19 protein-coding genes and 1 pseudogene are annotated in these 20,166 nt (G+C 68.5%); 14 read left to right on the top strand and 6 right to left on the bottom strand.

Going from position 1 to position 20,166, the window contains the following annotated elements; all coding sequences use genetic code 11:
- Positions 1 to 23 precede the first annotated feature (23 nt).
- Together G7071_RS03150 and G7071_RS03145 are read left to right on the top strand one after the other, a co-directional pair.
- Positions 24 to 1,463 (top strand): sensor histidine kinase, encoded by a 1,440-nt coding sequence (locus G7071_RS03150; protein WP_166314815.1) that lies wholly within the window; start codon positions 24 to 26, stop codon positions 1,461 to 1,463.
- A 26-nt stretch (positions 1,464 to 1,489) separates the two neighbouring features.
- Positions 1,490 to 2,113 carry a response regulator gene (locus tag G7071_RS03145; RefSeq protein ID WP_206062891.1) on the top strand — a complete coding sequence of 208 codons (624 nt, stop codon included), beginning with the start codon at positions 1,490 to 1,492 and terminating at the stop codon, positions 2,111 to 2,113.
- Here G7071_RS03145 and G7071_RS03140 read toward each other — a convergent pair.
- The 3 genes from G7071_RS03140 to G7071_RS03130 form a co-directional block, all read right to left on the bottom strand.
- Positions 2,085 to 2,399, bottom strand: a complete 315-nt coding sequence (locus tag G7071_RS03140) for a DUF6907 domain-containing protein (RefSeq protein ID WP_166314809.1) — start codon at positions 2,397 to 2,399, stop codon at positions 2,085 to 2,087. The genes G7071_RS03145 and G7071_RS03140 overlap by 29 nt on opposite strands.
- 164 nt (positions 2,400 to 2,563) lie before the next feature.
- Positions 2,564 to 3,961, bottom strand: coding sequence for an MFS transporter (locus G7071_RS03135; RefSeq protein ID WP_166314807.1), 1,398 nt, complete (start codon positions 3,959 to 3,961; stop codon positions 2,564 to 2,566).
- A complete protein-coding gene (locus G7071_RS03130) occupies positions 3,958 to 5,283 on the bottom strand; it encodes an MFS transporter (RefSeq protein ID WP_166314805.1) in 1,326 nt (441 codons plus the stop codon). Before G7071_RS03130 ends, G7071_RS03135 begins: the two co-directional genes overlap by 4 nt.
- Before the next feature lie 227 nt (positions 5,284 to 5,510).
- Between G7071_RS03130 and G7071_RS19920 the strand changes: the two are divergent.
- The 9 genes and pseudogenes from G7071_RS19920 (at position 5,511) to G7071_RS19560 (ending at position 16,177) form a co-directional block, all read left to right on the top strand.
- A pseudogene (locus tag G7071_RS19920) lies at positions 5,511 to 9,211 on the top strand (nitrate reductase subunit alpha).
- 1 nt (position 9,212) lies between these two features.
- Positions 9,213 to 10,859 carry a nitrate reductase subunit beta gene (gene narH, locus G7071_RS03120; protein ID WP_166314803.1) on the top strand — a complete coding sequence of 549 codons (1,647 nt, stop codon included), beginning with the start codon at positions 9,213 to 9,215 and terminating at the stop codon, positions 10,857 to 10,859.
- 1 nt (position 10,860) lies between these two features.
- Positions 10,861 to 11,592: a nitrate reductase molybdenum cofactor assembly chaperone gene (gene narJ, locus G7071_RS03115; protein WP_166314801.1), complete on the top strand. Its 732-nt coding sequence runs from the start codon at positions 10,861 to 10,863 to the stop codon at positions 11,590 to 11,592.
- Entirely contained in the window at positions 11,589 to 12,314 is a 726-nt protein-coding gene (narI, locus tag G7071_RS03110; RefSeq protein ID WP_166314798.1) for a respiratory nitrate reductase subunit gamma, read from the top strand. Before narJ ends, narI begins: the two co-directional genes overlap by 4 nt.
- Positions 12,315 to 12,443: 129 nt before the next feature.
- Positions 12,444 to 13,730, top strand: a complete 1,287-nt coding sequence (locus tag G7071_RS03105) for a PAS domain S-box protein (RefSeq protein ID WP_166314796.1) — start codon at positions 12,444 to 12,446, stop codon at positions 13,728 to 13,730.
- Between the two features lie 116 nt (positions 13,731 to 13,846).
- Positions 13,847 to 14,197, top strand: coding sequence for an STAS domain-containing protein (locus G7071_RS03100; protein ID WP_166314793.1), 351 nt, complete (start codon positions 13,847 to 13,849; stop codon positions 14,195 to 14,197).
- Positions 14,198 to 14,202: 5 nt separating this feature from the next.
- The gene (locus tag G7071_RS03095; RefSeq protein ID WP_166314790.1) at positions 14,203 to 15,003 is read left to right on the top strand and encodes an alpha/beta fold hydrolase; all 801 of its coding nucleotides are present in this window, start codon (positions 14,203 to 14,205) and stop codon (positions 15,001 to 15,003) included.
- A complete protein-coding gene (locus tag G7071_RS03090) occupies positions 15,003 to 15,965 on the top strand; it encodes a SpoIIE family protein phosphatase (protein WP_166314787.1) in 963 nt (320 codons plus the stop codon). Before G7071_RS03095 ends, G7071_RS03090 begins: the two co-directional genes overlap by 1 nt.
- Entirely contained in the window at positions 15,959 to 16,177 is a 219-nt protein-coding gene (locus tag G7071_RS19560; protein WP_281351776.1) for a SpoIIE family protein phosphatase, read from the top strand. The genes G7071_RS03090 and G7071_RS19560 overlap by 7 nt, the downstream gene beginning before the upstream one ends.
- A 46-nt stretch (positions 16,178 to 16,223) precedes the next feature.
- Here G7071_RS19560 and G7071_RS03080 read toward each other — a convergent pair whose 3' ends face one another.
- The gene (locus tag G7071_RS03080) at positions 16,224 to 16,568 is read right to left on the bottom strand and encodes a TraR/DksA family transcriptional regulator (protein ID WP_166314784.1); all 345 of its coding nucleotides are present in this window, start codon (positions 16,566 to 16,568) and stop codon (positions 16,224 to 16,226) included.
- A gap of 90 nt (positions 16,569 to 16,658) precedes the next feature.
- On the bottom strand, positions 16,659 to 17,135 hold the full coding sequence (locus G7071_RS03075) for a DUF4383 domain-containing protein (RefSeq protein WP_166314781.1): 477 nt from the start codon (positions 17,133 to 17,135) through the stop codon (positions 16,659 to 16,661).
- A gap of 86 nt (positions 17,136 to 17,221) precedes the next feature.
- On the opposite strand from G7071_RS03075, the gene G7071_RS03070 reads away from it, so the two are divergent.
- From G7071_RS03070 to G7071_RS03060, 3 genes are all read left to right on the top strand, one after another.
- Positions 17,222 to 17,638 (top strand): rhodanese-like domain-containing protein, encoded by a 417-nt coding sequence (locus G7071_RS03070; RefSeq protein ID WP_166314778.1) that lies wholly within the window; start codon positions 17,222 to 17,224, stop codon positions 17,636 to 17,638.
- 81 nt (positions 17,639 to 17,719) lie between these two features.
- Complete coding sequence (locus G7071_RS03065; protein ID WP_166314775.1) at positions 17,720 to 18,421, top strand: hypothetical protein; 702 nt, start codon at positions 17,720 to 17,722, stop codon at positions 18,419 to 18,421.
- A gap of 47 nt (positions 18,422 to 18,468) precedes the next feature.
- On the top strand, positions 18,469 to 19,242 hold the full coding sequence (locus G7071_RS03060) for a glycerophosphodiester phosphodiesterase (RefSeq protein WP_166314772.1): 774 nt from the start codon (positions 18,469 to 18,471) through the stop codon (positions 19,240 to 19,242).
- Here G7071_RS03060 and G7071_RS03055 read toward each other — a convergent pair.
- Positions 19,224 to 19,955 carry a DUF6801 domain-containing protein gene (locus G7071_RS03055; protein WP_166314769.1) on the bottom strand — a complete coding sequence of 244 codons (732 nt, stop codon included), beginning with the start codon at positions 19,953 to 19,955 and terminating at the stop codon, positions 19,224 to 19,226. The two genes, G7071_RS03060 and G7071_RS03055, sit on opposite strands and share 19 nt — an antisense overlap.
- Positions 19,956 to 20,166: the final 211 nt, after the last annotated feature.

The following is a 20,166-nucleotide window of genomic DNA, read 5'->3' as shown; positions in this document are numbered from 1 at the left end:
CTATCCGTACCTAGACTGCGGCAATGACGCCCGAGTCGGGCCTGAGACGTTCCGAGGTGACTCCGCGCCCGGGGGAGCCCCCGGTATGGCGCGTGACGCTGGCTGGGTGGGCCGTGGGGCTGGCCGTCACCCTCGCCATCGTGGCGATTCCCTCCTTCGTGTTCGGGTTCCGCAGCCCCTCGCTGCACCTGGTCCTGGACACGGTCGACGCCTGCGTGGCGCTGCTGGTGGCCTACCTCCTTCACGGCCGATACGTGCGGAGGGGCCGGTTGCAGGACCTCCTTCTCTCCCAGGCCCTGGTGCTGCTGGCGATCGCCGGGCTGGGGCTCAGCTATGTCGCGGACCTCGTCGGCGACTCGTCGCCCGGCACCTTGGACGTGTGGTTGCCGCTGGCCGTCCGCGTCGTCGGCGCCGTGCTGGTGGTCGCGAGTGCGTTCACGGGCGGACGGATCCACCGAGTGCCCCTGCTGCAGAGATGGCCGGCGATCCCTGCCGTCGTGGCGGTCGGGCTGGTGACGGTCGTCGTGACGGGGCTGGGGGATCGGCTTCCGGTCGCCCTCGACATCACCCAGCTGCCGTCCTCCGCGCATCGCCCGCTCCTCGAGGGTCACGTCCTGCTGCTCACCGCTCAGGCCTGCACGGCGCTCTGCTTCCTGGCCGCATCCATCGCCTTCACCGCCCAGGCGGCGCGCCACCACGACGAGCTGCTCATGTGGCTCGGGCCCGCGTGTGCCCTGGCGGGCTTCGCGAGGGTCAACTACGTCTTGTTCCCCTCGATCTACACCGATTGGCTCTACACCGGCGACGTGCTCCGCACCAGCTCCTACCTCCTCCTGCTGGTCGGAGCACTCCGGGAGATGCGGCAGTACTGGTCGAGCCACGCCCAGGTGGCGGTGCTCGCCGACCGCCACCGGCTCGCCCGTGAGCTCCATGACGGGGTCATCCAGGAGCTCACCTTCATCCGCGGGGAGGGCCGGGCGATCCCCGCGGACATCCCTCAGGGGACCTTGATCGTCGACGCGTGCGACCGCGCCCTCGACGAGGCGAGGTCTGCCGTCCAGGCACTCGCTCATGCGGGCGACGACCCGTTGAGCCTGACGCTGCACCGCGGGGCCCGGCAGGTGGCGGACCGCTATCAGGTGAGGATGGAGGTCGAGCTCGACGACTCGGTGACGGCCGACTTCGAGCAGAGGCACGCCTTGCTGCGCATCGCACGGGAGGCGGTGTCCAACGCGGCGCGTCATGGCAGGGCCGCGTGCATCACGCTGCAGCTCGCACAACGAGACGGGCGACGACGCCTGGTCATCACCGACGACGGGCAGGGCTTCGACGTCGAGGCCGCTGTGGGAGGCGCCACGGGCTACGGCCTGATCAGCATGCGTGACCGCGCCCGGGGTCTCCCCGGCGAGGTCAGGGTCGAGTCGTCACCCGGTGCCGGAAGCATCGTTGAAGTCACATGGTAGGCCTCGAGAACTGCGTCCGGGTCGTCATGGCTGACGACCACGCACGCATGCGGGCGCGCATCCGGGCGGCCCTCGAGGCCGACGGCTGCGAGGTCTGTGGTGAGGGTGCGACAGCGGACGAGGCGATCGAGCTGGCGACGCAGCACCGCCCGGACGTGGCCCTGCTCGACATCCACATGCCGGGCAGTGGGATCCACGCGGCGAAGGTGATCAGTCGTGACCTGCCACAGACAGCGGTCGTGATGCTGACCCAGTCAGGCGACGACGAGGACCTGTTCGACTCGCTGCGAGCCGGGGCGTCCGGATATCTGCTGAAGGACGCCGACCCCGCGTCCCTTCCCGGTGCCCTGCGCGGTGTGCTGGCCGGGGAGGCCGCGATGTCGCCGAGCCTCGTCACCAGGGTCCTTCGCGAGTTCCAGGGGCCGAGGAGCCGGTTCGTCCTGAGACGGTCGTCGGCTGCGACCAAGCTCAGCGAGCGGGAGTTCGAGGTGATGGAGCTCCTGGGCCAGGGCAAGTCGACCGAGGAGGTCGCCCGTCACCTGTTCGTCTCGCCGACGACCGTGCGGGTCCACGTCTCTGCAGTCCTGCGAAAGCTGCGGGTCCGTGATCGTGAGAGCGCGTTCAAGTTGCTGCGGGGCGACGGCGACTGAGGCCACCATCGCTGCCAGCCATCGCGAGCAACGAGGTCGCAAGAGCCCCGGTCTCGGCCAGGGTGAGCTCACAGCCACCGATGAGGACATAGGGGCCGTCCTCGATGCCGGTGTCGGGCTGCACGGACATGCACAACCGGGCCATCATCCCGTCGGCGACCACGACGGGTTCGCCGGTGTGGAGCCAGTCCTCCTCGCCCAGGCGCACGCCGTGCTCGACGACGCACCAGGCCGGGCATGCGGGCGAGACGTCGTGCGAGTCCTCCCAGGACGCGAACCGGGTCACGTGACGACCTCCGCATCTCCGCCGGTGCTGCAGCGACCCCCGGCCCCGACGCCGGGGAGGCCCGGACCCGAGTGTCCGAAGCTGATGGAACGACTCTAGGCGCCGCCGGACGGAGAGGGCTGGAATCTTGCGTTCAATTCCCTAAACGCCCGGCGGGCCCCACGTCAGCTGGGCTTCGGCGCCCCCTTGCGCGCATAGCGCATCCACGTGATGACCACGCACATCACGGCCCAGACGATGCCGATGGAGAAGAACAGTGTCGGCCCCAGGGTGGTCACGCCGACGCCGAAGAAGAACGGCCCGAAGGCGGCGATCGCCGCGGTCCAGCCGATCACCCCGCCGGCCTGTCGCCGCTCGAAGATCATCGGCATCTGCTTGAACGTCGACGCGTTGCCGATCCCGGCGAAGAGGAAGATCGCGAGCATCCCCCACAGGAACTGGTCGAACCCGCGGTCGAGGGAGGCCGCCGAGCTGGTGTCCGGGGTGAGGGCCGGGATCGTGACGGCGATGGAGACGATCAGGCCGAGACCGGAGACGAGCGTCCAGATCGCGCCACCGGTGCGGTCGGTGATCGGAGCGAACAGCACGCGAGCCCCCGCTCCCACCAGCGGACCGAGGAAGACGAACTTGACCACGTCAGGCACCGCATAGTCGTCCACGAGGACCTGCGCCTCCGCGCCGGTGCCGGAGACGATGTCGGCGTTGCCGACGCCGTACAAGTTGGCCATCAGCAGGCCGAACTGCGCGGCCAGCCCTGCGAAGGTGCCGAAGGTCATGATGTAGAGCAGCGTCATCAGCCAGGTGTCCCTGTTGGCGAAGATGTCGAACTGCTGGCGGATGTTCGCCGTGACCGGCACCGACTTGAGCATCGTCCAGGCGAGCACCGACGCGAGCACCATCAGCGGGATCCAGATGAACGCGGCGTTCTGGTACCAGACGTCCTGCGCCGGCTTGCCCGGCATCGAGATCGTCTGGGTGCTGCCGAAGAACGCGAGCGCCGAGAAGCCGATGAAGTATGGCGTCAGCAGCTGCACCGCGGAGACACCGAAGTTGCCCAGGCCAGCCTGCAGTCCGAGCGCCGTGCCCTGCTTGGACTTGGGGAAGAAGTAGGACGTGCTCGGCATGAATCCCGAGAACGCGCCACCACCGATGCCGGCCAGGAACGCCAGCACCATCAGCTCCCAGTAGGGCGCGGTGGGCTCCTGGACCCGCACACCCCAGCCGAGCGTCGAGAAGATCAGCAGCAGCGAGGTGACGGTGACCATCTTGCGGGTGCCCATGATGGGTGGCAGGACCATCCAGACGAGCCGGAACAGACCCGCGGACAGGCCCGGCATCGCGGCCATCCAGTAGAGCTGGTTGTTGCTGAAGGAATAGCCGAGCGGGTTGAGCTTGGGGATCAGTGCGCTCGGGAGGAACCAGGCCACGAAGGCCAGGAACAGCGCGAACGTCGTGACCCACAAGGTCCTCCACGCCAGCGGCTTGTCCCAGGTCTCGGCGTTCTCGGGATCCCAGGACTCCAGCCATTCGCCACCGGTGCGTGGCTTGCTCTCGGTCTTCATGCAAGGGCCTCCTCAGGCTCGGGTCGGGTCGGGCTCTCCATGTGCCTGGCCAGGTCGGGGGACTCGTCGTGCAGCATCTGCACGACCGTCCAGTGCATCCATGCTGCGCAGGTCGCGGTCAGGATGAACAGCACGAAGAAGGTGCTGGACGGGAAGCCCGACCAAGCCTTGGTGTAGGCGAACAACGGCGGCAGGAAGAATCCGCCGAGGCCACCGAGCATCCCGACGAGGCCACCGACGGCGCCGACGTTCTTCGGGAAGTACTCCGGGATGTGCTTGAAGACCGCGGCCTTGCCGACGCCCATCGCACACCCGAGGGCGAAGACGACGACGGCGAACGGGACCAGGCCCAGGTTGTAGGCCAGGTGCTGGGTCTCGCTGCCGTCGGCGTGGCTGATGACGATGTGGCCGTTGGGCATCATCAGCAGGCCGGTCGTGAGCAGCATCGCCGCGAACGTCCAATACATCACCCGGCGCGCCCCGAAGCGGTCGGAGAGGTGACCACCGAAGGGCCGCAGCAGCGACGCGGGGAAGATGTAGGTCGCCGTGAGCAGCGCCGCGGTCTGCAGCGACACCTGGAAGTTGTCGATGTAGTAGGTCGGCAACCACGCCGCGAGTGCGACGTAGGCACCGAAGACGGCGACGTAGTAGAGGCTGAAGCGCCATACGCGGACCTGGCGCAGCGGCTTGACCTGTTCCCGGAGCGGCTGCCCCGTGCCGGGGGCCTGGTCCTGGCTGGGAGTGCCGAACCACACCAGGGCGGCCATCACGAGCAGCAGGACCGCGTAGACGACCGGGACGAGACGCCAGCCGCCCTCGACGAAGCCGAAGTAGGTGACACCGGCGGTGCCGGCGATCAGCGGCGGGCCGATGAACTTGGTGACCGAGGCGCCGACGTTGCCCGCACCGAAGAGGCCCAGCGCGAACCCCTGGCGCTCACGCGGCTGCCACGTCGAGTTCCACGCGATGCCGGAGGAGAAGGAGTTGCCGGCGAAGCCGACGAGGAAGGCCAGCACGATGAGCATCGCGTAGGAGTCGACGCGGGAGACAAGGTAGGCCGGGATGGCCGTCGCCACCAGCAGGAAGGTCATCACCTTCCGGCCACCGATCCGGTCGGTGATCATGCCGGTGGGCAGGCGCCACAACGACCCGTTGAGCGCGGCCGCTGCGATCACCCACGACAGCTGGACCTCGGTGAGACCGAACTCCTCCTGGATCGGCTTGCCCAGGATGCCGAACATCAGCCACACCGCGAACAACAGTGTGAAGGCGATCGTGGAGAGCCACAGCACGCGGTTGCGGCCGTCGGTCGACTGGTTCATCTGGTTCTCGCTCCTGGGTCGTGGGACGCCTGCGGTCCTTGCCGGATCCTCGCGAAAATTACGACCCGCCGACACCCTTCACAGCATCGGAGGGACCAAAGTCCCGAAGGGTCGGGACCTTGTCCTGCAAGAGTGGAGGCACAGTGGATCGTGGCGCGATGCTCCCCTACTGTCGGCGTTGGGGACTCAAGTCCACGTCGTCCCCACCCGCGACCCGGAGGCCACGTATGAGTCTGGAAAACCCGCTGTCGACCGCACTGATCGGCACGCGCAGGTTCTTCACCAAGGCCGAGGTCAGCGATGACCTCCGCACCCTCCACAAGGAGGGCGGCCGCGAGGGCGACGTCTTCTATCGCGACCGCTGGGCCCACGACAAGGTCGTCCGCAGCACCCACGGTGTCAACTGCACCGGCTCGTGCTCGTGGAAGGTCTACGTCAAGGACGGGATCATCACCTGGGAGGCGCAACAGACCGACTATCCCAGCGCCGGTGCCGACCGTCCCGAGTACGAGCCGCGCGGCTGCCCGCGCGGGGCCGCCTTCTCCTGGTACACCTACAGCCCCACCCGCGTCCGCTACCCCTACGTCCGCGGCGTGCTGCTGGAGATGTTCCGCGCCGCCAAGCAGAAGTACGGCGACCCGGTCGTCGCGTGGGGCTCCATCGTCCAGGACGAGGAGCAGGCGCTCGCCTACAAGAAGGCCCGCGGCAAGGGCGGCCTCGTCCGCGCGTCGTGGGACGAGGTCTCCGAGATCGTCGCCGCCGCCCACGTCTACACCGTCAAGCGCTGGGGGCCGGACCGGATCGCCGGCTTCTCGCCGATCCCGGCCATGTCGCCGGTCTCGTATGCCTCGGGTGCGCGCTTCCTCGAGCTCATCGGCGCACCCATGCTGTCGTTCTACGACTGGTATGCCGACCTGCCCAACGCGTCGCCGCAGATGTTCGGCGACCAGACCGACGTCCCCGAGTCGGGCGACTGGTGGGACGCCGGCTACCTCATCATGTGGGGCTCCAACGTCCCGATGACGCGCACCCCGGACGCGCACTGGATGACCGAGGCCCGCTACCGCGGCCAGAAGGTGATCGCCGTGGCACCGGACTATGCGGAGAGCGTGAAGTTCGCCGACGAGTGGGTCACGACCGCACCGGGCACCGACGGCGCTCTCGCGATGGCGATGGGGCACGTGATCCTCAAGGAGCACTTCGCCGACCAGCAGACACCGTTCTTCGCCGACTACAACAAGCAGTACACCGACCTGCCCTACCTCATCTGCCTCGACGAGGCCCAGGACGCTGACGGCGCGACGGTCTTCCGGCCGGGCAAGTTCCTCGTGGCCGGCGACATCGACCACACCGAGGGTGGCAGCGAGAACGCCATGTGGAAGCCGGCCGTCATCGACGCCGGCACCGGTGAGGTCCGCATCCCCAAGGGCGCCATCGGCCACCGCTTCGGCGACGAGGGCCTGGGCCAGTGGAACCTCGAGATGGGTGACATCGACCCGGCCCTGACGATGTATGACGGCGTCCGCGAGTCGGTGGAGGTCGAGCTTCCGCGCTTCGACGAGCCCGACGGCAAGGTGCGGTTCCAGCGTCGGGGCGTGCCGGTGGCTCGCGTCGGCGACCGCCTGGTCACCACCGTCCTCGACCTGCTCCTCGCGCAGTACGGCGTCGCCCGCGACGGCCTGCCCGGCGAGTGGCCGAAGGACTACGACGACCCGTCGCTGCCCGCGACCCCGGCGTGGCAGGAGCAGCACACCGGCGTCCCGGCCGCCCAGGTGACGCGCCTGGCGCGGGAGTGGGCGCAGAACGCCATCGACACCGAAGGTCGCGGGATGATCCTGATGGGGGCAGGGATCAACCACTGGTTCCACTCCGACCAGATCTATCGCGCGATCCTCCTGCTGACCACGATCTGCGGGACGCAGGGCCGCAACGGCGGGGGCTGGGCCCACTACGTCGGGCAGGAGAAGATCCGTCCGATCATGGGCTTCCAGCACATGGCCTTCGCCCTGGACTGGCAGCGTCCACCGCGGCACATGAACCAGACGGCCTACTGGTACGTCAACACCTCCCAGTACCGCTACGACACCTTCAGTGCCGACGACCTCGACGCCGGCACCGGCATCTTCAAGGGCAAGAGCGTCATGGACCTGCTCTCCCAGTCGGTGCGCCTGGGGTGGTCGCCGTCCTACCCGACCTTCGACCGCAGCAGCCTGGTCCTGGCCGACGAGGCCGACGCAGCAGGCATGGAGGCCCCGGCCTACGTCGCCCAGCAGCTCAAGGAGGGCTCGCTCAAGTTCGCGGTCGAGAACCCCGAGGCGGAGGAGAACCATCCGCGGGTGCTGTCGTTGTGGCGCTCCAACCTGCTGGGCTCCAGCGCGAAGGGCAACGAATACTTCCTTCGCCACCTGCTCGGCACCGACAGCGCCGCCACGGCCAAGGAGGCCCCGAGGACCAGCGGCCGCAGTCGGTCGTGTGGGCCGACAAGGCCGCCGAGGGTCGCCTCGACCTGTTGATGACGATCGACTTCCGGATGACGAGCAGCACGATCTTCAGCGACGTCGTGCTCCCGGCCGCGACGTGGTACGAGAAGCACGACCTCTCGACCACCGACATGCACCCCTTCATCCACTCTTTCAACCCCGCCATCGCCCCGCCGTGGCAGACCAAGTCGGACTGGGACGCGTGGAAGGTGATCGCGAAGCGGTTCAGCGAGCTCGCCGCCGAGCACCTCGGGACCCGCAAGGACGTCATCGCCAAGCCCCTGTGGCACGACACCCCCGAGGCGATGGCCACCGAGCACGGCGTGGTCAAGGACTGGCGGCTCGGTGCCGACCACCCGGACGGCTGCGACCCGATCCCCGGCAAGACGATGCCGGTGATCGCGGTCGCGGAGCGGGACTACGCCGCGATCTACGAGAAGATGACGACGATCGGCCCGCTGCTGGAGAAGGTCGGCATGCTCACCAAGGGCGTCTCCTACGACGTCAAGCGTGAGGTCGAGATCCTGCGCCAGCGCAACGGCGTCCAGCACGGCGGGGCGGGCGACGGCCAGCCCAAGATCGAGACCGACGTGCAGATGGCCGACGCGATGCTGCACCTCGCCGGCGTCTCCAACGGCCACCTGGCCACGCAGGGCTTCCGGTTCCTGGAGAAGCGCACCGGCACCAAGCTGGCCGACCTGGCCGCCGAGCACGAGGGCAAGCAGATCACCTTCGCCGACACCCAGGTCGCGCCGGTGCCGGTGATCACTTCGCCGGAGTGGTCGGGCTCGGAGTCGGGTGGCCGGCGCTACTCCCCGTTCACCATCAACATCGAACGCCACAAGCCCTTCCACACCCTCACCGGGCGCCAGCACTTCTATGTCGACCACGACTGGTTCCTCGGGATGGGCGAGATGCTGCCTGTCTACCGACCACCGCTGAACATGACCGAGCTCTTCGGTGAGGCGCCGATCGGTGAGGAGAACGAGCTGGGCGTGTCCGTGCGCTACCTCACCCCGCACAACAAGTGGTCCATCCACTCCGAATACCAGGACAACCTGTTCATGCTCTCGCTCTCGCGCGGCGGGCAGTCGGTGTGGGTCTCGGACCGCGACGCGGCCAAGGTCGGCATCAAGGACAACGACTGGATCGAGATGGTCAACCGCAACGGCGTGGTCGCTGCCAGGGCGATCGTCAGCCACCGGATGCCGGAGGGCACGGTCTACATGCACCACGCACAGGACCGGCTCATCGACGTACCCCTGACCGAGCGTGACCGCAAGCGTGGCGGGATCCACAACAGCCTGACGCGGATCCTGATGAAGCCCAACCACATCGTCGGCGGCTATGCCCAGCTGGCCTACTTCTTCAACTACATCGGGCCGATCGGCAACAACCGTGACGAAGTGACGATGATCCGCAAGCGGACTGCGAAGGTGGAGTACTGACATGCGAGTGATGGCACAGATGGCCATGGTCATGAACCTGGACAAGTGCATCGGGTGTCACACCTGCTCGGTCACCTGCAAGCAGGCGTGGACCAATCGGGCCGGCACCGAGTACGTCTGGTTCAACAACGTCGAGACCCGCCCCGGGCTGGGCTATCCGCGGACCTACGAGGACCAGGACAAGTGGGAGGGGGGCTGGGTCCGCAAGGCCAACGGCCGGCTCGAGCTCAAGGCCGGTGGGCGGATCAAGAAGCTGCTGAGCATCTTCTCCAACCCCAAGCTGCCCTCGATCAACGACTACTACGAGCCGTGGACCTACGACTACGAGACGTTGACCAACTCGCCCCAGACCGACACCTTCCCGGTGGCGCGTCCCAAGAGCCTGATCTCGGGCAAGGACATGAACGTCGAGTGGTCGGCCAACTGGGACGACGACCTCGGTGGCTCGATGGAGCACGCGTCGCGCGACGTGATGCTCAAGGGCATCGAGGACAAGGTCAAGTTCGAGTTCGAGCAGACCTTCATGTTCTACCTCCCGCGGATCTGCGAGCACTGCCTCAACCCGTCGTGCGCCGCCTCGTGCCCCTCGGGCGCGATCTACAAGCGCGAGGAGGACGGCATCGTCCTGGTCGACCAGGACCGCTGCCGCGGCTGGCGCATGTGCGTCTCGGGCTGCCCCTACAAGAAGGTCTACTTCAACCACAAGACCGGCAAGGCCGAGAAGTGCACGTTCTGCTATCCGCGCATCGAGGTCGGCATCCCGACCGTATGCGCGGAGACCTGCGTCGGACGGCTGCGCTACATCGGCCTGATGCTCTATGACGCGGACAAGGTGCTCGAGGCGGCGTCGGTCGAGAACGACCACGACCTCTACGAGGCCCAGCGTTCGGTCTTCCTCGACCCTCGCGACCCGGAGATCGAGCGGGCCGCTCTCGACGCCGGTATCGCGCCCGACTGGATCGAGGCGGCCAAGAAGTCGCCGGTGCTGAAGCTCATCACCGACTACAAGGTCGCGCTGCCGCTCCACCCGGAATACCGCACCATGCCGATGGTCTGGTACATCCCGCCGCTGTCGCCCGTGGTCGACGTCGTCAAGGAGACCGGAGAGGACGCCGAGGACCAGCGCAACCTCTTCGCCGCCATCGACACCCTCCGGATCCCGGTGGAGTACCTGGCCAACCTCTTCACCGCCGGCGACCCCGTCCCGGTCGACATGGTGCTCAAGAAGCTCGCCGCCATGCGCTCCTACATGCGCGACATCAACCTCGGCCGCGACCCCGACGAGTCCATCGCCGAGGCGGTGGGGATGACGGGGGAGGAGATCTACGAGATGTTCCGGCTCCTCGCCATCGCCAAGTACGAGGACCGCTACGTCATCCCTTCTGCCCACGCCGAGCAGGCACACTCGTTGGAGGAGCTGGCCACCGAATGCGCGGTCGGCGACTACGGCGGGGGGCAGCAGGACCTCTTCGGCGAGGGCTCCGGCTATCCCACCCCGGTGGCGGTGGAGAACTTCCGGATGCTGCAGGACCGCCAGACGTCGGACACCCTCGCCACTCCCGAGGACAAGACGTCGCGCGTCAACCTCCTCAACTGGGACGGCAAGGGCACGCCCGAGGGCCTGTTCCCGTCGCGGAAGGACGACTGAGGTGGCGCGCTGGCGGCGCAGCGAGCGGGAGAGGGCCTCTGCGGGCCACCGCATCGACGTCTCGCAGCGACAGCGGATCTGGGCTGTGTGCTCGGCGCTCCTCGACTACCCGACCCCCGAGCTGGTCGACTCCCTCGACGACCTCGAGGCGCTGGTGGCCGACAACAAGCACCTCGCCTCGGTGTTCGCGCACTTCCGCAGCCACGACGTGCAGACCCTCCAGCAGGAATACGTCGCGACGTTCGACCACACCCGCAAGTGCGCCCTCTACCTCACCTACTTCGCCTTCGGTGACACGCGCCGGCGAGGCGTCGCGCTGGTCCAGTTCAAGCAGGCCTACCGCGAGGGCGGGGTGGAGTGGGACGAGACCGAGGGCGAGCTGCCCGACCACCTGTGCGCCGTCCTGCAGTTCGGTGCGACCGTCGATGCCGACATCGCCTGGAAGCTGCTGACCGACCACCGGGCGGGAGTCGAGATGCTGCGCCTGGCCCTGTCGGGATGGCGCAACGACGACGGGACCACGGGATCGCCGTGGGCAGGCGCGATGCTGGCCCTCTGCGAGACCCTGCCCGAGCTCAAGGGCGAGGAGGTTGACGCCGTACGCCGTCTCGTCGAACAGGGACCGGCGGCCGAAGAGGTCGGGCTCGACGGCTATGGCACCGACCCCGCCCTCGCGCCAGGACAACCGGCCATCATCGCGCCCGCAACCATCCCCGTAGGAGCCCCAAGATGAATGTCTTTCTGTGGGTCATCGTCCCCTATCTGTGCCTGGCGACCTTCGTCGTCGGACACGTGTGGCGCTACCGCTACGACAAGTTCGGCTGGACGACGCGCTCCTCGCAGCTCTACGAGGACCGGATGCTGCGCCTGGGCTCCCCGCTCTTCCACTTCGGCATGCTGGGAGTGGTGGGTGGCCACGTCATCGGCCTCCTCGTGCCGGAGTCGTGGACCGAGGCGGTGGGCATCACCGACGAGATGTATCACCTCGTCGCGATGGTCGGCGGCCTGATCGCTGGGCTGATGGCTCTGGTGGGCATGGTGATCCTGATCTATCGGCGACGCACCGTCGGCCCGGTGTTCTCCGCGACCACCCCGATGGACAAGGTGATGTATGTCTTCCTGGGCCTGGCGATCGTGCTGGGCATGTGGAACACGGTGCTCGGCGCGACCGGGCTCGAGCACTACAACTACCGCGAGGGCGTCTCGGTCTGGTATCGATCCTTCCTCGCCTTCCAGCCCCAGCCCGAGATGATGGCGGAGTCGCCGATCGGCTTCCAGCTGCACGCGCTGGTCGCCTTCGGACTCTTCGCGCTCTGGCCGTTCACCCGGCTGGTCCACGTCTTCTCGGCGCCCGTCGGCTATCTCACCCGGCCCTACATCGTCTATCGCTCACGAGACGACCAGGCGCTCGGCAGTGCCCGTGCGCGACGCGGTTGGGACCGGGTGGGTTCCTAGATCCGGTCGGGCGTCGGGCCCGCCGCGTGGCAGATGTGTGGACCTGAGGGTGCTTCGCTCCGGGCGGTGATCGAGATAGCGTGACGGCCATCGCGTTCCGCAGGCCAGCGGAAGCCAGACGGACGGCAGGTGAGCGTGACCGGAATCGCGAGCGCCGAGTGTTCCCTGCCTCCCGCTCCTGTCGCCGTGGGTCGCGCTCGTCGTGCGGTGCGTGAGGCGTTGCAGGAGGCGGGCGGCATGCAGCTGCTCGATGCCGCAGAGCTCGTCGTGTCCGAGCTGGTCACCAACGCGCTCGTCCACGCCGGGACACCGGTGAGCCTGCGGATCGTCGCAGAGCCGACGGCCCTCCGCGTCGAGGTGCACGACGGCAGCTCGCACCTGCCGGTGCGTCGCAGGTGGGCGGACACGGCAGGCACCGGACGTGGGCTGCTGATCGTCGAGGACTACTGCGACCGCTGGGGCTCGACGCCGACCCTGGCGGGCAAGGTGGTGTGGTTCGAGATCGGCCACCTCCCCGACCGGGCCGACCCGACCCTGCCCTCGCCGACCGATGACGAGGTCGTCGTCCCCGTCAGGCTCCTCGCGGTGCCGCTGCTGATGCAGTGGGCCTGGCAGGAGCACGCGTCGTCGCTCCTGCGCGAGTTCCTCCTCTACGCCCTCGAGGACGACGCCAGCGCTCTCGCCCAGCACGCAGCTGCCAGCGCCGCCCTCAGCCTGCTGCACGAGCAGCTCCCGGTGCCATACCTCCCGACCGCGCCCGACGTCCTGATGGCCAGCCTGATCGAGCCCGACGTCACGGCCCCGGAGGTGTGCCTGCAGATCCCGGCCTCCTCCGTCGGGCACTTCGAGGTCCTCGACGATCTCTTGAGCCGCGCCGTCGCCGCCGCTCGCGAAGGACGACTGCTGGGTGCGCCGACCCAGCCAGAGATCGTCGAGATGCGCGGATGGCTGTGCGGGGAAGTCGCCAGGCAGGCGCGCCGACTCGAGCCGGTCTCGTGGGTCGCCGGCACCGACCTGCACGTCCCCGGCAAGGTGCCTGCCGGTTGGCAGGGGCTCCAGCGCGAGCTGCGCGACTCACCGCTTGCCGTCGTGGCGACCGACGACTCCGGCATCATCGTCGCTGTCAGCGGCCCGGCCCTCGAGCTGATGGGATATGGCGAGCCCACCGACCTCGTCGGCCGCCGGGTCCTCGTCCTGATTCCCGAGCGCTACCACCAGGCCCACATCGCCGGCACCACGCTGCACGCCACCAACGGTCGTGACGCGCTGCTCGGCCAGGAGGTCAGGGTGCCGATGGTCCGCTCGGACGGCGTCGAGATCTCGGTGGACATGCGGGTGGAGTCCGGTCGTCACGGGACGGGCCCGGCCTTCTTCGCCGCACACCTGCGGGTGGTGGGCTCCACCCCGAAGGGGTAGAGCCATGAGCCGAGATCGCCCCACGCGGGGCTTGTGCCCGTACGCTTCCGACGTGCCCTCCCGCTTGACCCGCCCGATCGGCGGCGCCCCGAGTCCCGAGCGAAGGCTGGCATGCCGTGGAGCTTGACATCGAGACCCGGGTCGAGCACGGCTACACGCTCGTCAAGCCGCACGGCGAGATCGACCTCAGCACCGTCGAGGAGTTCCGCGAGGTCCTCAACGAGCTCATCATCCAGGGGCGGGTGCACGTGCTGGTCGACCTCGACGCCACGACGTTCATCGACTCCCTCGGTTTCGGTGCCCTGGTGGGCGCGCGGCGCAAGGCGCACGCCCTGCGCGGTTCGTTCGGCATCGTCTGCTCCAACGACCGGATCCTCCGGTTGTTCAAGGTGACCGGCCTGGAGAGGGTCTTCTCGATCACCGACTCCGCGAGCTCCCAGCCCGCCCTGCCAGCTGTCGGCCGGTGACCTGCGTGGACGTCATCAGTGCGCACAACGTGGTGACCACGGGCGTGGCAGACGGGCCGGTCCTGCTGTTCGCCCACGGGTTCGGCTGCGACCAGAACATGTGGCGCCACGTCGCTCCCCACTTCGAGGACACGCACCGCGTGATCCGGTTCGACCACGTCGGTGCCGGGGGTGCGCAGGCGCCGTACGACCCCGACCGCCATGCCTCGTTGTCAGGCTATGCCGACGACGTCGTCCGCATCTGCACCGAGCTCGACCTGCGCGACGCGGTCTTCGTGGGGCACTCCGTGTCGGCGATGATCGGCGTCCTGGCACAGGTCCGCGTGCCGGAGCGCCTCTCGGCCCTGGCCCTGGTGGGGCCCTCCCCGCGCTACATCGACGACGACGGCTACACCGGTGGCTTCACCCGCGAGGACATCGACGACATGCTGTCCGCGCTGGCGAGCAACTACCTCGGCTGGTCCAGCGCGATGGCGCCCGTCATCGTGGGCAACCCCGACCGGCCCGAGCTGGGCGACGAGCTGACCGAGAGCTTCTGCCGCGCCGACCCCGACATCGCCGAGCGTTTCGCCCGGACCACCTTCTTGTCCGACAACCGTGCCGACCTGCCCCGGGTGACCGCTCCCACCTTGGTGATGCAGTCGCGCGACGACGTGATCGCGCCGATGGTGGTCGGCGAGTTCGTCGCCGACCAGATCCCCGACAGCACGCTGGTCGTGCTCGAGACCAGCGGTCACTGTCCCAACCTGAGTGATCCCGACCAGGTCATCAAGGCGCTCGAGGCCTTCCTGCCGCAGGTGCGATAGTGGCGACGCTCGCGGCGGCGGAGGCGTTCCAGGCCGCGCTGCTGGACGACGACCCCGCTGCGCTCTATGACAAGGCACCGTGCGGCTATCTGTCCACCGCTCCGGACGGGACCATCTCCAAGGTCAACACCACGTTCCTGACCTGGACCGGCTACACCATTGCCGACCTGGTCGGGAAGCGGCGACTCGTCGACCTGTTGACGCCGGGCGGCCGGATCTATCACGAGACGCACCTCTCGCCGATCCTGCACGGCACGTCCCAGGCCAAGGAGATCGCGCTGGAGATGGTGCGGGCCGACGGCGGCCGGATGCCGGTGCTGGTCAACGCCGTCCTCGACCGCACTGCCGCCGGAGACCCCAGGATCGTTCGATATGCACTCTTCGACGCCACCGAGCGGCGCCGCTACGAGCAGGAGCTGCTGAAGGCCAAGCAACGCGCGGAGGAGTCCGAGCGCCACGCGGTGCGGCTCGCCAAGACCCTTCAGCAGACCTTGATCCCGCCCACGTCGCCATACATCCCCGACCTCGAGGTCGCGAGCGCCTATCGGCCCGCCGGCGTGGGGGACGAGGTCGGCGGCGACTTCTATGACGTCTTCCAGGTCGGCGAGGGCGACTGGGTGGTCGCCCTGGGCGACGTGGCCGGCAAGGGCGTCGAGGCAGCAGTCGTCACGGCGTTGGTCCGGCACTCGATCCGCGCTCTCGCCGTGGCCGAGCCGTCCCCGCAGGCGCTCCTCTTCCGGCTCAACGCCATCCTGCTCGCGAGTGAGCCCGACAGGTTCTGCACCGCCGTGGTGATCCGGCTGCGCCAGCGCGGCTCGTCGTGGGAGGTGACCGTCAGTGCCGGTGGACACCCGCTGCCGCTGCTCCTGCGTCCCGGTCGCCCCCTGAGTCGGTCGGTCGGTCGGGCACGTTCGTCGGTGCCTTCGAGGAGGCGTGGTTCGCCGACACCACGGTCCTGCTGACGCCGGGAGACTCGTTGTTCCTGCACACGGACGGGGTGACCGAGGCCCGCCGTGACGGTGAGTTCTTCGGCGACGAGCGACTCCTCCAGGCACTCGCCGCGCCCGGCACGCCCGCCAGCCTGATCGTCGGCCTGCTCGAGCAGGTCCTGGACTTCCAGCGCCAGGTGCCCCGCGACGACATCGCGCTGCTGGTGGTCCGCGTCCCCGAGTGAGGCTGGTCGCCCCTGCGAACAGCGCCCGAGCCGCTCGACGTGCTGCTCACGAACCGCTGACGGGGCACCGCACGCACGACGTGGCGATGGGCCGGGCCAGCAGGCGCTCCTCCGGGATCTGTCCTCCGCAGCGCTCGCACACGCCATACGTCCCGGCATCGACGCGCGCCTGTGCCTGGTCGATCTCGGCGAGGTGGAGACGCGCCTGCCGCACCAGCGCCCCGATCTGGGAGCGCTCGAAGGCGATGGTGGCCCCCTCCGGGTCGTGCTCGTCGTCGGCGTTGGTGTCGAGCGAGGCCGCGACGACCGCGTCGTAGTCACCGGTCAGCGAGGCCAGCTGCACCAGCACTCGCCGCCGCTCGGCCGCGAGGCGCTCTCGTGCGCTGTTCATCGGGCCATGCTGCCAGTGCGGGCCCGGCGCAGACGAACGAGAGCCCCTCACCGCTGCAGGTGAGGGGCCCTCGTCGAGGTGCGGGAGTCGTCACACGGTGTGGCGGTGACCCGTCGTGTGCGCGTCGTCGTGGTTGCGGTCGCGGTCGAGGGTCAGGCCGAGCGCGAGCATGGCCACGCCGAGCACGAGGTGCAGCCAGTTGTCCGCCTGGTCGAGGGGGACGAAGTTGGCCTGGTCGTGGCGGTCGACCAGCAGGCCGTAGACGAAGAGGAGGAGATAGATGACGCCGCCACCGATGAGGTAGTTGCGAGCGCCGCCCCACGTCTTGGCCATCACGAAGCCGGCGACGGCGAACAGGAGGTGCACGATGTTGTGCAGGATGGAGACGGCGAAGAGGCCGAGGAGCTGTGCGCCCGACTCGTGTCCGGCGAACTCCATCTGGTCGTAGTTGGTCGTGATCCCGGGGATGAAGCCGAGGACGCCGACCAGCGCGAAGGCGGCCGCAACAGCGAGCGCGGCCTTCTGCATGGTGGAGGTCGTCTTGCCGGAGGTTGCTGATGTGTTCATGCGGAGCCCGTACCCACCCCTGCGATCCGGCATGCGCCGGCTTCCAACCGCCGCGTAGAGCCGGCGAGGGTGGGTACGTTCGAACCATGACGACGCAGGACGGGTCCGCGATCAGCCGTCTCCTGGCGGAGGTCCGTTGCGACCTCGTCCGGGTCGACCCGCATGAACTGGCTTCCGCACGAGCTGCGGGTGCCCTGGTCGTCGACATCCGACCGACCGAGCAGCGAGACCGTGACGGCGAGCTGCCTGGCGCGGTGGTGATCGACCGCAACGTCCTCGAGTGGCGCCTCGATTCGTCGTCTCCTGATCGCCTGCGAGCGGCCGACGACCCCCAGCGGCGCATCGTGGTCGTGTGTCACGAGGGCTACAGCTCCAGCCTCGCTGCGCACCTGTTGCAGCGTCTCGGTCGCTCCAACGCGACCGACCTGCGTGGAGGTTTCCAGGCGTGGGCGGCCTTCCACAGGGCTGCTACGGCTAGCCAACAAAGCGTCCGCGTGCGCTGACTTCAGGCAGACTGGAGTCCTGACTGCGCCCACGGCCGACTCGGACGTCGTGGTGCAGCGGACCAGTGGGAGGGGAGTCACGTGACCGAGGCAAGCACCGGGTCGCCCGCAGAGGCCGCGCGACGACGGTTCGCCATCGCTGCCGACGGAACGGTCAGCGGTTGCGAGGAGTCCTGGGGGAAGCTCGGCGCGTCCCTTCGCTATGCGTGCCGGATGGCCGCCCAGCTGGACGAGGTCATCGGGGTCGGGCGGTTGGAGTGGCTGACGACGCTCAGCAGCACCTCGGTCCGGGCCCGCGTCGGCCAGAGCCTCGAGGGGTTGGTCACGGTGACCGCCGAGGTCGAGCGCCGCAGCTCACCCATCCACCCCGTCCCGCAGGCGAAGCAGGACATGAGCGCGCAGCGGGCGCTCAACAGCAGCCTCCGGCTGGTGCACGGTGGGCTGGTCGCCGACTGGTGCGCCGCTATCACCGAGGACCAGCGGGTGATCGGTGCCCACCTCCCCGAGCACGGCAAGACCTTCGATGACGCGACCACGGTCCTGACCCAGGTCGGGGTGCGCGCCCTGGCCATCGTCGGCGCCCTGCACGAGTCCTATCGCGAGACCGCTGTCATGCTCGACTTCCGGCAGGGCTCGCTGCTCATCTTCGACTGCGACGGGCTCGTCATCTTCGCCTTCGCCGACAAGTTCGACAGCCTGGCCGCAACCCAGGTGATCGGGCGCGTGCGCTCCCGACTCGCGGGCCAGGACCTCTCACTCGTCTGGACCTACGGCACCTGGTGACGGTGGGCCTTCGCCCCTGAGCTCTCCCAGCAGGCATGATGGCGCCCGTGTTCGTACGCCGAGTGCTGGCCCTGACGTTGCTGCTGACCCTGACCCTGGCGGCGGCGCCGGCCGTCGCCTCCCCCGACTTCACCCTCACCGCCCACCGGGGCGCGCCGAGCAAGCAGCTCGGTGAGAACACGCTGCCCGCCTTCGGGCGCGCTCTCGCCGACGGTGCCACGGCGATCGAGACCGACCTTCGTCGCACCAAGGACGACAAGCTCGTCGTCCTGCACGACAGCGGCGTCGGGCGCACCACCAACTGCAGCGGGCCCATCGGTTCGTGGACCCTGCGCGAGCTGTCGCGCAAGTGTCGTGAGCACACCACCCGCCAGCCTGTCCTGACTGCCAAGGAGCTGCTGGGCTGGGCGGAGAGGTCGGGGGCCTCCTTGATGCTGGAGCTCAAGGGCAGCAACTGGTCGATCGGTCAGATCAGGGCCGCGGTGGACCTGGTCAAGGAGTCGGACGTCTTCGACCAGGTCGCCATCTCGTCCCTGCGCCTCGGTGTGCTCGAGCGGGTCAACCGTCTCGCACCCAGGCTCGACACGCAGCTGATCGTCAGCGGCTGGCACAAGGTGCGCGCCAGCCTCGGGAAGGTGGAGGGCTACAACGTGCCTGCTTCCAGCCTGACCAGGAACAGGGTGCGGCGCCTGCAGCGCAAGGGGATCGTGGTCGTCGGCGGGCAGGCCGACTCGGCCGGGCAGTGGCAGACCCTTGCCCGTCTGGAGGTCGACGGTGTCGTGACGCCGTCCATACGCCGCTATCAGGACTGGGCGCGCTGACGGACCCCGAACGCAGCCGAGCCCCGGCGTTGGCCGGGGCTCGACTGGTGGTGCCGCAGGGGCTGGGTCGTCCGATCAGGCGACGACGTTGAAGTTCGCGAGCGTGTAGTCGACGCCCGCCTTCTTGGCGAGCGTGGAGGTGTAGGTGGAGCCGTTGGGGCTCCCGTCCGCGTTGTGCCCGAGCAGGGTGGAGCTGGGTGCGCCCATCGTGATGACCACGGGTCCCAGTGCGTTGTTGGCCGGGACCGAGAGCGCGCCGCCGGCGCCGCTGGCCGAGGTGACCAGGGGCAGGCCAGCCGCGGGAACGGGGTGAGCGGGATCGTGAGGTTGGACGGCGACGAGATGGTGATCGCACCCGTGAGCTCGGAGACCGACGTCGACGTTCCACTGACCTGGTCGGCGTTGCCGAGGAACAGCGACCGCAGGGTCGGCGCGAGGTTGGCGGGGATGGTGACCTTGGAGTTGGTCTGGATCGGCTTGAGGGTGGCACCGACGGGTGCCGTCAGGGGCACGTCGATGGCCGTCACCTCGACGAGGATGTCGATCGTCCCGAGGGCCGTGTAGATGAAGGACTTGGTGATGTCCTGGTAGGTGGGCTGGCTTCCGCCCGGCGAGCTGGCGAAGGCAGGGGCCGCCGAGATGACCGAGATGGCCGGCACGGACCAGGCCGCCGTACGAACCACTGTGCGTCGTGTGGGGACGTGCTGAACCATGGAATCTCCCTCAAGATCATGTGAAGTGAGCCCGGTCGTCACTGCTAGTGCAGTGCCGTTTCCCTCCCGGCTCGGATGGCGAACGCCAGTCGTAAACTAGAGTTACTACACCCGTTTGGGTAACCCCAGGCCCTCATCTGTTCCCGCTCGTTGGGGCACTAGGTGACCTCCTGTTACTTTCTCAAAACTGAAACGTGTTCTAGTCTGCGGG

The sequence above is a fragment of the Nocardioides piscis genome, from assembly GCF_011300215.1.
GTDB classification, from domain to species: Bacteria; Actinomycetota; Actinomycetes; order Propionibacteriales; family Nocardioidaceae; genus Nocardioides; species Nocardioides piscis.
Note: the sequence above shows the minus strand (reverse complement) of the source record. Positions and strands in the feature narration are given on the sequence as shown.